General features: G+C 63.6%; 12 protein-coding genes, 1 tRNA gene and 1 pseudogene. 6 read left to right on the plus strand and 8 right to left on the minus strand.

Going from position 1 to position 13,698, the window contains the following annotated elements; genetic code table 11:
• Positions 1-2 precede the first annotated feature (2 nt).
• From EB812_RS05440 to EB812_RS05460, 5 genes are all read right to left on the minus strand, one after another.
• Complete coding sequence (locus EB812_RS05440) at positions 3-956, minus strand: glycosyltransferase family 2 protein (protein ID WP_118230813.1); 954 nt, start codon at positions 954-956, stop codon at positions 3-5.
• Positions 957-964: 8 nt separating this feature from the next.
• Positions 965-2,608: a translation initiation factor 2 gene (locus EB812_RS05445; RefSeq protein ID WP_118230814.1), complete on the minus strand. Its 1,644-nt coding sequence runs from the start codon at positions 2,606-2,608 to the stop codon at positions 965-967.
• A gap of 523 nt (positions 2,609-3,131) precedes the next feature.
• Complete coding sequence (gltA, locus tag EB812_RS05450) at positions 3,132-4,550, minus strand: NADPH-dependent glutamate synthase (RefSeq protein ID WP_118230815.1); 1,419 nt, start codon at positions 4,548-4,550, stop codon at positions 3,132-3,134.
• Positions 4,540-5,382, minus strand: a complete 843-nt coding sequence (locus EB812_RS05455; protein WP_118230816.1) for a sulfide/dihydroorotate dehydrogenase-like FAD/NAD-binding protein — start codon at positions 5,380-5,382, stop codon at positions 4,540-4,542. Before EB812_RS05455 ends, gltA begins: the two co-directional genes overlap by 11 nt.
• Before the next feature lie 98 nt (positions 5,383-5,480).
• On the minus strand, positions 5,481-5,705 hold the full coding sequence (locus EB812_RS05460; protein WP_130957905.1) for a hypothetical protein: 225 nt from the start codon (positions 5,703-5,705) through the stop codon (positions 5,481-5,483).
• Positions 5,706-5,849: 144 nt separating this feature from the next.
• On the opposite strand from EB812_RS05460, the gene EB812_RS05465 reads away from it, so the two are divergent.
• Together EB812_RS05465 and gmhB are read left to right on the plus strand one after the other, a co-directional pair.
• Positions 5,850-6,134 carry a hypothetical protein gene (locus EB812_RS05465; protein ID WP_118230818.1) on the plus strand — a complete coding sequence of 95 codons (285 nt, stop codon included), beginning with the start codon at positions 5,850-5,852 and terminating at the stop codon, positions 6,132-6,134.
• 427 nt (positions 6,135-6,561) lie between these two features.
• Entirely contained in the window at positions 6,562-7,179 is a 618-nt protein-coding gene (gene gmhB / locus EB812_RS05470) for a D-glycero-beta-D-manno-heptose 1,7-bisphosphate 7-phosphatase (protein WP_118230819.1), read from the plus strand.
• Positions 7,180-7,488: 309 nt separating this feature from the next.
• Here gmhB and fliM read toward each other — a convergent pair whose 3' ends face one another.
• Positions 7,489-8,469 carry a flagellar motor switch protein FliM gene (gene fliM, locus EB812_RS05475; protein ID WP_118230822.1) on the minus strand — a complete coding sequence of 327 codons (981 nt, stop codon included), beginning with the start codon at positions 8,467-8,469 and terminating at the stop codon, positions 7,489-7,491.
• Positions 8,470-8,614: 145 nt separating this feature from the next.
• Between fliM and EB812_RS05480 the strand changes: the two genes are divergently transcribed.
• The 3 genes from EB812_RS05480 to EB812_RS05490 all read left to right on the plus strand — a co-directional run bounded on the left by EB812_RS05480 (position 8,615) and on the right by EB812_RS05490 (position 12,400).
• Positions 8,615-10,381 (plus strand): ASKHA domain-containing protein, encoded by a 1,767-nt coding sequence (locus tag EB812_RS05480; RefSeq protein WP_118230820.1) that lies wholly within the window; start codon positions 8,615-8,617, stop codon positions 10,379-10,381.
• Positions 10,382-10,765: 384 nt separating this feature from the next.
• Positions 10,766-12,217, plus strand: coding sequence for a small ribosomal subunit Rsm22 family protein (locus EB812_RS05485; protein ID WP_165450897.1), 1,452 nt, complete (start codon positions 10,766-10,768; stop codon positions 12,215-12,217).
• Between the two features lie 106 nt (positions 12,218-12,323).
• Positions 12,324-12,400: transfer RNA gene (locus EB812_RS05490), tRNA-Pro, on the plus strand.
• Positions 12,401-12,563: 163 nt separating this feature from the next.
• Here EB812_RS05490 and EB812_RS11970 read toward each other — a convergent pair.
• On the minus strand, positions 12,564-12,707 hold the full coding sequence (locus tag EB812_RS11970) for an integrase core domain-containing protein (protein WP_130957907.1): 144 nt from the start codon (positions 12,705-12,707) through the stop codon (positions 12,564-12,566).
• 166 nt (positions 12,708-12,873) lie between these two features.
• Between EB812_RS11970 and EB812_RS05500 the strand changes: the two genes are divergently transcribed.
• Positions 12,874-13,341 (plus strand): hypothetical protein, encoded by a 468-nt coding sequence (locus EB812_RS05500; RefSeq protein ID WP_130957908.1) that lies wholly within the window; start codon positions 12,874-12,876, stop codon positions 13,339-13,341.
• A gap of 66 nt (positions 13,342-13,407) precedes the next feature.
• Here EB812_RS05500 and EB812_RS11825 read toward each other — a convergent pair.
• A pseudogene (locus tag EB812_RS11825) lies at positions 13,408-13,622 on the minus strand (transposase); the annotation flags it as partial.
• Between the last annotated feature and the right edge of the window lie 76 nt (positions 13,623-13,698).

Below are 13,698 nucleotides of genomic sequence, written 5' to 3' on the forward strand. Positions count from 1 at the left end.
GGTCAGAATTCCGTGGTGTCGCTTTCCAGTGTTTCCGAAAGCAGAAAACGGGGCCTGCCTTTCAGCTCGACGAAGGCGTGGTGGATGTAGGCCGAGAGGATGCAGAGGCCGGTGAGGATGGCGCTGCCGGTGAGCAGGGTGAGCAGGATGAGCGTGGTAAAGCCTGACCGCGCCTGGCCCGTGGCATAGTTCCACAGCGCCTCGCAGCCCACAAAAATGGACAGGGCGTAGAAGAGCAGGGTGATGCAGCCGATGAGCAGCAGGGGCTTGCCGCTGAACGAGGTCATGGAATCCACAGCCAGAGTGGCCCGGCGGGCCAGGCTCCACTTGCTGGTGCCGCCGTGGCGGGCCAGGGGCGTAAAAAAGATCTGTTCGTGGCGAAAGCCCATCCATGAGGTCAGGGCGCGGTAAAAGGGTTTGCGTTCGCCCAGGCTTTTCCAGGCCTCCACCACCTTGCGGTCCAGGAGCTTGAAGTCGCCGGAACCTTTGAGGTCATAGGAGGTCAGCGCCTGAAACAGACGGTAGAAAGTCAGCGCGCAGAACCTGCTGAAAAAGGATTCTTTCTGTCGTTCCTGCTTGCGCACGTCAATGACGTCCACCGTGCCCGTACGCCAGCGCGCCACCATTTGGGGGATGAGCGTGGCCGGGTGCTGCATGTCGCTGTCCATAGTGATGACAACGTCGCCGCGTGCGGCTTCCAGCCCTGCGGAAAGCGCGGCGTCCTTGCCGAAATTGCGGCTCAGGCGCAGGCAGCGCAGGCGGGGATAGCGTTGCGCCAGGGCGCGCATGGCGGCCCAGGTGTCGTCAGTGGAACCGTCGTCGACCAAAATGATTTCGTAGCCCAGGCGTGTTTCCGCCCGCAGTTGGTCCAGCACGGCGATAAGGTCGGTCACAAACGCGCCCAGGCAGGCGCCTTCACAGTATGCCGGTGCGATTACGGAAAGTGTGGACTCCATGCGATGCCTCACTGCAGAGGGGTTTCGGGCGCAAGGTCGCGCCTGGCGATAAACCAGCGGTCATTGCTCCAGACGATACGGCCGTGTCGGGCGATATTTTCGCTTTCTGCCATGTCGCCGCACAAAATCCATGCCGCGCCTGAGGCCAGCCATGTTGCGGTCAGCCCCAGAGTATCGCGCGTGGCGGCCAGGTCAAGCCAGCGCGCCGCCCCGCGCGGGTCTTCATTGTAGAGGTAGGAAGACCCGTCCTTGAAGGCGTAGGCCAGGGGCCGGTAAAGCTGATAGCGCACAGCCATGGCGTCGGGTTCCGCAAAAACGGGCGTCTGCGGCGGTACAATGCGCTGCAGGGCCTGCAGGGCCTGTCCGTAATCGGCGGCATTGCGCGCAAGGCGTTGTACGGCGGCCGGCTGTTGCAGCCCCAGGGCATGCCGCAAGGCGTACCGCCCCCCACAGGCCCAGCGGCCCTGATCGAAGGCCAGCACGCAGACCACCGCCGCCAGGGCGATGCCGCCGGCCCAGCGGGGGGCGCGCCGCCACAGGCAGGTAAAGGCGCAGAGGATCATGAGCCAGCACAGAAGCACAACAAACCGGACGCCGCGCAGCAGTTCCGAGCCAAGAGGCAGCCTGTGCAGCCTTTCGGCCAGGCTTGTTTCGGCCACGGAAAGCAGTACCGCGGTGCACACGCCCAAAAACAGGGTGGGCACAATGGAGGCCAGCCTCTTCATGACCGGGGTGCCGCAACGCCGCACGATAAAAAATCCGGCTACGCCGCCCAGGAGCAGCGGAAAGCTGTCGCTGGCGTAGTGCAGATGGCTGATCAGTCTGTGCCAGCGATTGCCTTCATCTTCAAGAAAGCGCCGGCCAAAGACGTGCTGGAGCGCGGCCAGCTCTTGCGCCGAAAATGCCGAGGATGTTTTGATGGAACTGCACAGAAAGGCCAGCGTGGGGACGCTCCAGGCCAGAAGGCTGAGCAGCAGCCACAGGCAGTGCCGCCGCAGGCTGTCGTTGGGGGCCCTGTGGAAAAAAAAGACTGTAAACAGCATGCAGCTGGCCACAAGGGAGCTGATGCCGTGCAGGTACATGCCGCAGCCCGAAACAAAAAGGATGATGGGCCGCAGCTGTGGTTTATCCAGGGCGGAAAGCGTCGCCGCCAGCAGCAGGGGAAAGAGCGCCGCGTAGAAGACCCGGGGGGTGATGTCGCCCGAACCGAAACCCCAGTACGTGCCGAAGTTGACCCACACGGTCACGCCTGTAAGCAAAGCGAACAGGGCGGCGGGCAAGGGCGCGCCCAGCAGGCGGCGGCCCAGATAATAGAAGGCGGCGTAATGGAAAAAAACGCCCGCCGCGCCGGCCCGCAGCAGGCCCTGCGCAATGTCGCCGCCGGGCTGCAGCAGGCCCGCCAGCGCGGACTGAAGGTTGACGATGGAATTGGCCGTGGTGGGCACGGCCAGCAAAGGATCCTGTGCAAACAGCCCTCGGTGCAGCTCGCCCGCGATATTCTGGGCGTAGCAGCAAAGGTCGCTGCTGATGGCCAGCCCGTTGGCGGAGAGCTGCGTCACCCCCCACAGGCCAATCAGGGCGTAGCCGGCCGCGACAAGCAGGAAGGCCAGATCCCAAAGCGCATATTTTTTTGAGCAGTCAACAAATGCCATGTGCGATGCCTGCGGAGCACAAAAAAAGAGTGCCCCGTCCAGAGAAGGACGGGCGAAATCGGCTACGCCGCCAGGGCGTTTTACGGATGCAATGCCTTGACGGTAGGGATGAACATGGCGCAGGGACACCAGAATGTAAAGGCCAATTTTATAGTGAAGCTGTGCGGTTAAAATTTGTCGGCGGAAGCTGCCGCACGCGCAGGCCCCGCCGCAAGGAAAAGGTGTGGTGGTGCGGGGGGCGCGTGACGGAAAGGGCGTTTTGTGTGTTGCGTGCGCAAGAGGGCGGCCGTACGGCGTAAGGCCGCCAAGGGCGGTGAGGCCTTGCCCCCAGGCGCGAGGAGAAAGGCCGCCGATGCCTCGCAGCGGCAAGAATATGCGGGCCTTGCCACGGCCGCAGGGGAAAAACTGTCCGGGGTCAGGCTATCGAGGACGCAGAGCCCTGGCACAGCCGCGGAGAAGAAAGCCCCTGGCGGGCTTTCTTCTCCGCGGCAAAATAGCTGGTTACGCGCAGACGGCGTTTTGTTCAGCCCCGCAGGCGGCGGACAATCTCCTGTCCGGCGCGGCGGCCTGCGCCCATGGCCAGGATGACCGTGGCCGCGCCGGTGACGATGTCGCCGCCGGCAAAGACGTTGGGGATGGAGGTTTCGCCTGTTTCCTCATTGACCTGGATGTAGCCGCGCTGGGTCTGGGCCAGATCGGGGGTGGCCTCCAGCAGGATGGGATTGGAGCGCGTGCCCAGGGCCACGATGGCCAGATCTGTGGACATGTCGTATTCCGATCCGGCAATGGGCACGGGGCGGCGGCGGCCTGAGGCGTCGGGTTCGCCCAGTTCCATTTTCTGCAGGGTGACGGAGGTCAGGTGCAGCTCCGCATTGCCGTTGAAGCGCAGCGGCGCGGAGAGCATGGCAAACTGCACGCCCTCTTCTTCGGCGTGCTCCACTTCCTCCAGGCGGGCGGGCATTTCGGCCTTGGTGCGGCGGTAGACAATGTGCACGCTTTCCGCGCCCATGCGCAGGGCGGTACGGGCCGCGTCCATGGCCACGTTGCCCGCGCCGAATACGGTGACGTTTTTGCCGGGAAAGGCCGGGGTGTCCTGGGTGGGAAAGTCGTAGGCCCGGCCCAGGTTCACACGGGTCAGGTATTCATTGGCCGAGAACACGCCCACCAGGTTTTCGCCGGGCACGCCCAAAAAGGTGGGCAGGCCCGCGCCCACGCCGATGAACACGGCGTCGTAGTCCTTGCGCAGATCGGCCACGTCCACGGTGCGGCCGCCCACGCTGTTAAGGTGGAATTCCACGCCGGACTGACGCAGTCCGTCGATTTCCGTGGCCACCACGCTCTTGGGCAGACGGAAGGCGGGGATGCCGTAAATGAGCACGCCGCCCGGCTCGTGCAGGGCCTCAAACACGTCCACCCGGATGCCCGCGGCGGCGCAGACGCCCGCACAGGTGAGGGAGGAGGGACCGGAACCGATGCAGGCCACCTTTTTGCCGTCCAGCGGCAGGGAGCAGGCATTGGTGCCCGTCACCTGCTCGCAGGCCGTGGTGGCGATGTAGGTGTCGGCCACAAAACGTTCCAACCGGCCGATGGCCACGGCCTGACCCTTGGCCTTGAGCACGCACTTGCCTTCACACTGGTGTTCCTGCGGGCAGACCCGGCCGCAGACCGCCGGCAGGCTGTTGGTGCTTTTGATGATGCGGTAGGCGGCGTCCATATTGTTCTGGGCCACTTGGTGGATGAAGTCGCGGATGGGCACTTCCACCGGGCAGCCCGTGACGCAGAGGGGCTTTTTGCACTGCAGGCAACGCGCGGCCTCCTGCAGGGCCATTTCCCTGGTGTAGCCCAGGGCCACTTCCTTAAAATTGCCGCGGCGCACCGCGGCGGGCTGACAGGGCATGGGCGTCCTGGGGGCCACGGTCTTTTTGGGCTTGCTAGTTTCCATGTGTGGACCTCTGGTAGGCTTCAAGAGAAATGCGTTCCTGTTCCCGGTAGGCGGCCAGACGGCGGCGCAGTTCGGGAAAATCTACTTCATGCCCGTCAAATTCGGGGCCGTCCACGCAGGCAAATTTGGTCTTGCCGCCTACGCTTACGCGGCAGGCGCCGCACATACCGATGCCGTCCACCATGATGGGGTTGAGGCTTACCGTGGTTTTGACGCCGAAAGGACGGGTGGTTTCGGCCACGGCGGCCATCATGGGTACGGGCCCCACAGCCACCACCTCAAAGACGGCCTTGTCCTTTTCCAGTCGATCCCGCAGCAGGTCGGTGACCAGGCCCTTGTGGCCGTAGCTGCCGTCGTCTGTGGAGATGAGCAGCTCGTCCACAAAGGAGGCCAGCTCCTTTTCAAAGAGCAGCAGATCCTTGCTGCGCGCGCCGATAATGCCCACCACGCGGTTGCCCACGCGGGCGTGCCCCTTGGCGATGTGGTGCATGGCGGCAATGCCCGTGCCGCCGCCCACACAGATCACGGTGCCGTGCTTTTCAATGTGGGTGGGGTGCCCCAGGGGGCCGCAGACGTCCAGGACGGCGTCGCCCTGGTTTAGTTCTTCCAGCATGGCCGTGGTCTTGCCCATGACCAGGTAGACGATGGTGATGGTGCCCTGCGCGGGATCGGTATCCGCTATGGTCAGGGGGATGCGTTCGCCCGTGGGGCTCACGCGCAGCATGACAAAGTGTCCGGGCCGCGCTTTTTGGGCGATTTGCGGCGCGTGGAGCACCAGCTTGCTGGTTTTGCCCGGGATCAGGCGTTCCTTGTGCAAAATGGGTGTCGGCATAGGCTCTCCTCATTCAAGCAGCATTGTTGCCGATAGTAGCCATGACGTCCACGGCTTGCAAGCGGGCCGCGATTTGTAACGCTATCGCTACAATTATGTTAATAGTTATACCATGAAAAAGGCAGGAAAAATCTGTCCTGCAGAGTTGCATGGTCAGCAAAAACGTCCGAACTGATGCCCTTGTTGCGCCCGGAATATTTCAGGCATGCCGAGCCCTCGGCAACTGCGCGGGCACGGCCCCGCCATGATGCGCCATCATTGCTTGGCTGTGCGCCAAAGCCCGCGGCAGCGTTCCTTTTGTTTTTGCGGATGCGCATGTCCACTGGGGATCTGCCCTAAAGAACCTTGTCGGTTTACCGATAATGAGAAGTGTTGTGGAGAAACAGGGGCCGTTACGGCGCGCCGTGGAGGCGGGCGGGCGCGCCCCCACAAACGGGAAGCAATGACCGATTCAGGGAGGAATGGTCATGATGCACGACTGGTTGCGCGCGCTTCCCACGGCGGCGTCGCCGCCAGAGCCGGAATACGCGCCGGAACAGCGCGATCTGGAGGCTCTGGAGCGCTACCTCGCCGTGTTGGAAGCGAACAAAAAGGCCGGCCGCACGGCGGTTACAGACGCGGTGCTGGCCCTGGATATGGCTGGATTTGTGCGGGAGCGCCTGCGTGAGTCCGAGGGACGTCCTTGCGGCGCCAGCGCGGCGGTGCTGGCCTTGGCCCTGGTGCGGCGTACGGTGGACGCCCCGGACCAATAACACGATCATATTTCCCGCAGGCTAGAGCAGTTAGCGAATGAAATGATCTAACTGCTCTGCAAGGATTTTCTTGAAAATCCTTGCCACGAAATGCGAGAAAGCAGGCTTTTGCCTGCCGTAAGCGAGCATTTTAAGTGTTAAATGCTCTAGGGGGCCGACCCCTGAGCCTGCGGGAATCCGCCTGTGGAAGCGCCGTCGCGAAGGCATCCTGTGCCCTCGCGGCGGCGTTGTTTTTGGGGAAAAGGGCACAGCGTCCTGTGGCGGGCAACTTTTGACGTCCGCTGTGGACGCAGAGCTTACGGCCGCCGCTTTTACCCTTGCGGTTTTTGGGCTATGCTGGGCTGGTCGCCGGGGTGCGGGCCAAACGGCCTGCGGCACGTGGTGCTGGTTGGCATCCAGGCTGAAAACTTTTGCGCGGGGAGGATCTATGGACGGGCAAGGCGTGTTGCGGCGGGCCATTTTTCTGGACCGGGACGGCACTCTGAACAAAGATACGGGTTATGTGCACCGCAAGGAGGACTGGCACTGGCTGCCCGGCGTGGTGGAGGCGCTCAAACGCTTCCACGCCGTGGGCTATGCCCTGGTGGTGGTCAGCAACCAGTCCGGCCTGGCGCGCGGCATGTACGACCTGGCGGCCCTGCACGAGCTGGAAGCCTGGATCAACGCCGATCTGGAGGCCAAGGGCGCGGCCATTGACGCCTGGTATTACTGCCCGCATCTGCCGGAGATCACCGGCCCCTGTTCCTGCCGCAAGCCCGCGCCGGGGCTGATTCTGCGCGCGGCGGAAGAAATGGGCCTGGACCTTGCGCGCTCCTGGATGGTGGGCGACCGGGTGCGCGACGTGGAGGCGGGCCTGGCCGCGGGCTGCCGCTGCGTGCTGTTGCGGCCGGCGCAGGGCGGTTATGAGGCCGATGCGCCTGTGCCCCCAGGCGTGGCCGTGGCGCCGCATCTGGCTGCGGCGGAAGTGCTTATTCTGGGGCCGGAGCTGCGCCGTTTGCGCACAGAGCGCGAAATCCGCTCCGGACGTTTAAAGGGAGTAGGTTAATGACTCAGGGGAGGGAGTGCTGCCAAAAGATTTTTGGCTTGAGCAATTATCCCTGCGTCAATTTTTTTTGCTTGAAAAGCTACATAGGTAAGACATTCCCGCAGGAGGAAAGGGTTTGAAAAAATTTTGCGGGCGGCATTAGCTCTTCGTGCAGCTCCAGCCTCATTAGAAATTCGTTTGTCTATTAGATAGTTGATTGCTGTCTTGAGATTGGGTTTCGAAGTAAAAAGCTATACTCAGTTATAAATTTTTCTATTCCGAGGCTTTGTAACTCTCGTGGAGCTGGCATTTGTACACTCCTTGCGGGTGTTAGGTGTACTGCGGCTCGTTTTCCTTGATGATCTGAAAGGCCTTCATGGCTTTGACCGTGCCGGCAATGCCCTGATATTTGCGCACGCCCGCCACAGTGCAGGGGAGCAGGTCTTCCTGGTCCGTGTCCAGCACCAGCACGTCGCCCACCTGCATGCGCAGCAGCTGGTTGCCGGTGATGGTGGTGCGGCCGAAGAGCACCTTCATCTCTACGGGCGTTTCCATGAGCCGTTCCTTGAGACGGGCCACCCAGGCGTGGTCCACCTCCAGGCGTTCGGTCTGGAAACTGGCGTGCAGTTTGGAACGGATGGGTTCGATGGTGGCATAGGGCAGGCAGATGACCATGGAGCCCAGGGCCGTGTCCAGCTCCACCTCAAAGGTGATCACCACCACCACGTCGCTGGGCGGCACAATGGCCGCGAACTGGGGGTTGATCTCGCTGCGCACCAGCTCCAGCTTCACATCGTGCACGGGCCGCCAGGATTCTTCCATGTTGTCCAGGGCGATTTTGACGATCTTGTCCACCACAGCCTGTTCAATGCGGGTGAACTCGCGGCCCTCCACCTTGGGCTGGGAGCCGGAGCCGCCGAAGACGTTTTCCACCAGGGCGAAGACCAGGCGTGAATCCACCACCATGATGGCGTTGCCCCGCAAAGGGTCCATCTTGAAAATGTTGATGGAGGTGGGCACGGGCAGGGAGCGCATGAACTCCCCGAACTTGGTCATGTCAATGGAAATGGGGTTCAGCTCCACCCTTTTGCGCACGGCATTGGAAAGGGCGTTGGTGCAGAGGCGTGCAAAACGGTCGTTGACGATTTCCAGCACGGGCATGCGCCCGCGGATGATGCGGTCCTGGTTGGCCAGGTCAAAAGGCACAATGCCGGAGTCGTCCTCCGGCGCTTCGGTCTCGCTTTCAATTTCGCCGCCCGAAAGGCCCCGCAACAGGGCGTCAACTTCGTCTTGCGCCAGCACTTTGTTCATGTCTGCCCCGAGCCCCCGCCGGAAGGTCTTGCCGCAGCACGGCGTTATTTTTTTATAATGCAAAAAAAAGGCCAGTTTGACAAGCGGCAAAGGCCCGGGCGCGGTTTCCCTTGCCTTTGCCCCGGCCTTGAGGCAGGCTGCGGACATGCGTCTGCGTCTTTTTTCTCCAGACCCGGCGGCGGGCGTTCGGCCTCTTGAGCTGGAGGCCGCGCCGGGCGTGCCCCTTTCGCAGGCCGTCTGGCTTTCGGGCCTTGTGCCGCCCCTGCCCCTCTGCGGCGGGCTGGGCCGCTGCGGCCGCTGCCGGCTGCGCTTTCGTCGCGCTGCCCCACCCCCGCTGCCCGCCGAAAGCGCCGTATTTACGCCGGAGGAACTGGCCGTCGGCTGGCGGCTCGCCTGCCGTCACACAGTACCGGAGGCCGGGGGCGATCTGGAACTGGAACTGCCGGCCGAGGATTTTTACGCCCCCGACGCGGGGGCAGGGGCGGCGGCCCCCAAAGCAGCCGCATTGAGCCCGACGGGGTTGCACGCGGGGCAGCTTGGCACGTCCGCCTTTGCAGCGGCTGCGCCCGGCTCGAAAACGGCTGCGCCTGGCTCGGAAACGGCTGCGCCTGGCTCACAGGTCGACGCGCTCCCGGATCTGGTCCTGGCCGTGGACCTGGGCACTACCTCGTTGTACTGGCAGGCCGTGGATCAGGAGGGCAGGACGGCGGCGCAGGGGCACGGGCTTAATCCTCAGGCCGGGGCCGGCGCGGACGTCATGTCCCGTCTGGCTGTGGCGCGGGAGCCGCAAGGCCGCGGCATTCTGGCGGCGCTGGTCCGCCGTGAGCTGCAGGCCGTGGCGGAAGGGCTGGCGGTGCGGGGCGTGGGCCGGATCGTGCGCTTGTGTCTGGCGGCCAACCCCGCCATGACGGCCATTTTTTTGGATCGCGACGTATCGGGCCTCTGCGCCGCGCCCTACAGGCTGGATTTTACCGGTGACGTCGTGGCGGACGTGCCGGGTCTGCCGCCCGTCTATGTGCCGCCCCAGCCCGCGCCCTTTGTGGGCGGCGACGTGAGCGCCGGGCTGGCGGCCCTGCTGGAGCGCGGCGCGCCCCGGCCTTTTGTGCTGGCGGATATGGGCACCAATGGGGAAATGGCGCTGCTGACCGACACGGCGCTTTGGCTTACCAGCGTGCCTTTGGGGCCGGCCCTGGAGGGCATCGGGCCCCAGTGCGGCCAGCAGGCCGGGCCCGGCGTGGTCACGGGCTTTGCCCTCACGCCCCTGGGCCTGACGGCGCGGCTTTTTGCGGAGCCTGCGGCGGCCGCGCCCCACGGCGCGGCCTGTCCTTGTTCCGCCTGTGCCGCTGTCGGGCCCGGCACGCAGCCGGAGCCTGCCGCGCGGGCGCGCGGCATCAGCGCCACGGGGTACTTGTCCCTGTTGGCCGTGCTGCTGCGCGCGGGCCTGCTGCAATCCGATGGGCGGCTGGACCCGGCCCCGGCCATGCCTCTGACCCGCCGTCTGGCCGCCGGTCTGGAGCACGGGCGGCTGCGTCTGCCGCACGGCCTGTGGCTGGATGCCGGGGATGTGGAGGAACTGCTCAAGGTCAAGGCGGCCTTTGCCCTGGCCCTGGAGGCCCTGCTCCGGGCGGCGGATCTGCCCGTGGCCGGGGTGGCGCGTCTTTGTCTGGCCGGCAGTCTGGGGGCGCACGTTTGTCTGGAGGATCTGGAAACCCTGGGCTTTTTGCCCGCCGGGCTGGCCCGCCGCACCGAGGCCGTGGGCAACACGGCTCTGGAAGGGGCCGCCCTGCTGGCCCGTTGTCCGGAACGGGGCGCGGCTGTAGCCCGGCTCTGTTGCAAGGCCCACGTCCTGGCCCTCACCCAACAACCGGATTTTGCGCACGACTATTTGCGTCAGATGCGCTTTGGAGGTTGAATGTCCCGCTCTGCCGCCGCTCCACGCGGCGTATCGTCGTCCCCCAAATCCCGACGGGACGGTTCCCGGCCCCGTAAGCCCGCGTCCCCCGCAAACCCCGCTGCTCAGGGGCAGGGCCATTGGCCTGACCGCAAGGGTATGGGGCGGGGGGAGCCGGATGGGGAGCGCCGTCCGTCCGGGCAGTCGCGCCCGTCGCGTGCGGGTCGGGACGCGCCGCAGCCCACGGGGCCGCGTCCCCCGGCGGAACGTCCGGCCCGTCCCTCTTCCGCAGGGCGTGCGTCCCACGCGGGAGCCGCGTCCCAAAGGAAAGCGGAGGCCGGGCGTCCGTCTGTCGGCGGGCCCGGCTCTTCACTCTGGACAACGGCGGAGCGCCTGCTGCCCCCTGTGCCTGAGGCTGCGCGCCTTCTGCTGGAACGCCTGCCCGAAGCCTTGCGCCGGGTCCGTCCGCTCAGTGCGGCCCACCGGCGTTCTCTGCCCGACGATGTGGCCGCCCTGTCTCAGCTGCTCACCACGGAGCGGGCCGGGCTGCAGCGCCCGTACTGGAGCTCTCCGGCGGCGGTGAGCGCCTATCTGTATTACTTCCTGCCCTGGAATCTGCTGCGTCTGACGCGGCTTTTGGCGGCGTTGCCCCTGTCGGACCCGCGCGCGGCAGCTCCGGCCGGGGGGCAGGCCCTGTTGCTGGACCTGGGGTCCGGGCCGCTGACCCTGCCCCTGGCCCTCTGGCTGGCCCGGCCGCAGTGGCGCAGGGCTCCCGTGCAGGTGCTGGCCGTGGATACGGCGGTGCAACCTTTGGAGTTGGGCCGGGACCTGCTGGCCGCCCTGGGCGAGCTGAGCGGCGAACCGGTCTGGCCCGTGCGCCTGGCGCGCGCCCCCCTGGAACGCGCCGCCCGCGCCGCCGCCCCGCTGCTGGCCGGGGGACGGACCCGGCCCTGGCTGGTGAGCGCGGCCAATGTGCTCAACGAACTGCGTTTTGGCGGACACGGCGGGCACGGCCCGCATGAAGATGCGGACGTGGAGGCTGAAGAACGCCCCCAGGGCTGTCGGGACGAACGGCTGGAAGCCCTGCTGGCCTCGCTGGGGCCGCTGTTCTGGGAGCGGGATGCGAACAGCGAAGCGGGCACGGCCCTGGCGGACGCGGCAGGAGGGAACAGCCCGGCGAAGCTCGGCCCGTGTCGCAGCGCGGACCGCAGCCAGGACGGCGTGTCCGTTGTGGCGTCCGGAAGCCCGTGCGGGGCGGCATCCGAACTTGTGTCCGGGCCGGACCTGCTGGTGGTGGAGCCGGGCACCAGGCTGGGCGGCGGCACGGTCATGCGCCTGCGTCGTCTGGCCCTGGAGGGCGGCCTGCGGGCCGTGGCTCCCTGCCCGCACAGTGCGGCTTGCCCTCTGCTGGAAGAACGCGGCCGGGGCTGGTGTCATTTTACCTTTGACAGCGGCGGCGCGCCTGCCTGGCTGGAGAAAATTTCTGTCCAGGCGAGGCTGGCCAAAAGCGGCTTGAGCCTTGCGCCCCTGCTGTTGACCCCGCGTGCCGCAGGGGATGCCGGAACGGTGGAGGCGCGCGGCGCGATGGCCGGAGAAGGCCCCGCCAACAGAGGGCATGGTGAGGGCGGCGCGCCGTCGGCTGTGACAAAGAGTCTGGCCAGGGTGCTTTCCGCACCTTTTGCGGTGCCGGGGCTGCGCGGCGAGGCGCGTTATGCCTGTATGGACGAAGGGCTGGCCCTGCTGGAGGATGCGGCTGGCCTGGCCAGTGGCGACCTTGTGCCCGTGCGTGTGCCGGAACGCGCGCGCCGCGACCGCAAAAGCGGGGCCGTCATCCTGCCCGCGCCGCCAAAAAAATAACGGCAGGACAGAGCAGGGCGCAGCCGCGCCGATGCGACGCAGGGGCTTGACACCCCCCGCCCGCCAATGGTTAAACCAAGCCCGAAGCCGATACGGAAACCAATTTCGGAGCGTGGCGCAGTCTGGTAGCGCACCTGCTTTGGGAGCAGGAAGTCGCTGGTTCGAATCCAGTCGCTCCGACCAATTAAATCAAGGGTTTATGGTTATTCACCATAAACCCTTTTTTGTTGGGACATACAAAAGGACATACAAAATATTTTTTCGAGATGTCGATATGAAAATAAAAACAAATCATTCAAGCATGTTATTATTTTATTGATATTAATGTCATGTGCAATCGTTGACCTTACCCCATTGCGTATACCACTTGTAACTTAGTGGTTCCTGTTGGGTTATGGGTTCTGTTCTGTCGGCAAAATTCTTCTGGCGTCAGCCAGCCCAAGGAGCTGTGCGGACGCTGCTGGTTGTAGTCCCCCCAGAACGTTTTCATGAACAAGGACTTTTAAAGGCAGCCTGATAAGGGTAAAACTAGCTGACAAAGCGCTATTTGCTGTCCGAACAATGGGGACCACCTCTCCCCCCCACTCAAAGGATTCAGGCTCTCTACAGAGATAAGCCCTATCATGGCGCTTTGGTACTCAAAAATGAGGTGGCAGATGAATTGGCAAGACTTATCAATCAACATTGGATTGAGCATTGTTACAGGTATCATCTCTGGCGTGTATACGGGCCTTGTGATGGCTAAGTTTACCTCTTTTTGCCAAGCGCGGTTGATGATCGTGACTATCTGTCGAGGCTTTAGCGCCGGTGGCACAAACGGAGTATTAGACTGTGCCGCTTTTCCTCGCGAAGAGGAAATTGTTCAGCATGCATGCACATTGCTCTATCTGGGCCACAAGTCCGCAGGAGGCAATGCGCTACAGCTATCCAAGGAAATTGGCCGAATAAAGTATGCTGTTGAAGCATATTTTCATTGCAAGATGCTCAACCAGAAACCAGATCCGGAAAGCCTCGCAAACATCACATTACAGGAGGTGTTCGCCCACCTTAAAACATGGCAGGAGCAAAGTATGAAGCTGCAACCGAGCATTCGCACGCTCTTGTCAATTTCACCGCGGCTCTGATTCAGTTTCAGGTTGATTAAAAAAACTGAACCTCAACGGACAGGACCTCAGAGGTGGTCCCCATTGTTCGCCGACAATCCTCTTCAACCGAGTGTTTTCATCCTCCAATTGCGTAGCCGTTTGGCATCAGGGACTTGCATCCCACCGAATTTGCTGCGCTATTTATAAAATGTCGCGTCCGAGATGCCGTTCTGTCGGCACAAATCGACAACGCGCACTCCTGCCTCGGCTTGCCGCAATATCCCAATAATCTGCTCTTCGGTAAATCTGCTACGTTTCATCCTTGTGCTCCTATGTCAGGAACACGAACTTTTTAATGGCATACTTTTCGGGGGGAGGGTCAAAATGTGTTTTATA

It is taken from the genome of Desulfovibrio legallii (assembly GCF_004309735.1).
In the GTDB taxonomy this organism is placed as follows: Bacteria; Desulfobacterota; Desulfovibrionia; order Desulfovibrionales; family Desulfovibrionaceae; genus Desulfovibrio; species Desulfovibrio legallii.

What these genes read in the sequence shown, in the direction of transcription:
- EB812_RS05440 (WP_118230813.1), bottom strand. Translation starts at nt 956, where the DNA reads ATGGAGTCCACACTTTCCGTAATCGCACCGGCATACTGTGAAGGCGCC.
- EB812_RS05445 (WP_118230814.1), bottom strand. Translation starts at nt 2,608, where the DNA reads ATGGCATTTGTTGACTGCTCAAAAAAATATGCGCTTTGGGATCTGGCC.
- gltA (WP_118230815.1), bottom strand. Translation starts at nt 4,550, where the DNA reads ATGGAAACTAGCAAGCCCAAAAAGACCGTGGCCCCCAGGACGCCCATG.
- EB812_RS05455 (WP_118230816.1), bottom strand. Translation starts at nt 5,382, where the DNA reads ATGCCGACACCCATTTTGCACAAGGAACGCCTGATCCCGGGCAAAACC.
- EB812_RS05465 (WP_118230818.1), top strand. Translation starts at nt 5,850, where the DNA reads ATGATGCACGACTGGTTGCGCGCGCTTCCCACGGCGGCGTCGCCGCCA.
- gmhB (WP_118230819.1), top strand. Translation starts at nt 6,562, where the DNA reads ATGGACGGGCAAGGCGTGTTGCGGCGGGCCATTTTTCTGGACCGGGAC.
- fliM (WP_118230822.1), bottom strand. Translation starts at nt 8,469, where the DNA reads ATGAACAAAGTGCTGGCGCAAGACGAAGTTGACGCCCTGTTGCGGGGC.
- EB812_RS05480 (WP_118230820.1), top strand. Translation starts at nt 8,615, where the DNA reads ATGCGTCTGCGTCTTTTTTCTCCAGACCCGGCGGCGGGCGTTCGGCCT.
- EB812_RS11970 (WP_130957907.1), bottom strand. Translation starts at nt 12,707, where the DNA reads ATGAAAACGTTCTGGGGGGACTACAACCAGCAGCGTCCGCACAGCTCC.
- EB812_RS05500 (WP_130957908.1), top strand. Translation starts at nt 12,874, where the DNA reads ATGAATTGGCAAGACTTATCAATCAACATTGGATTGAGCATTGTTACA.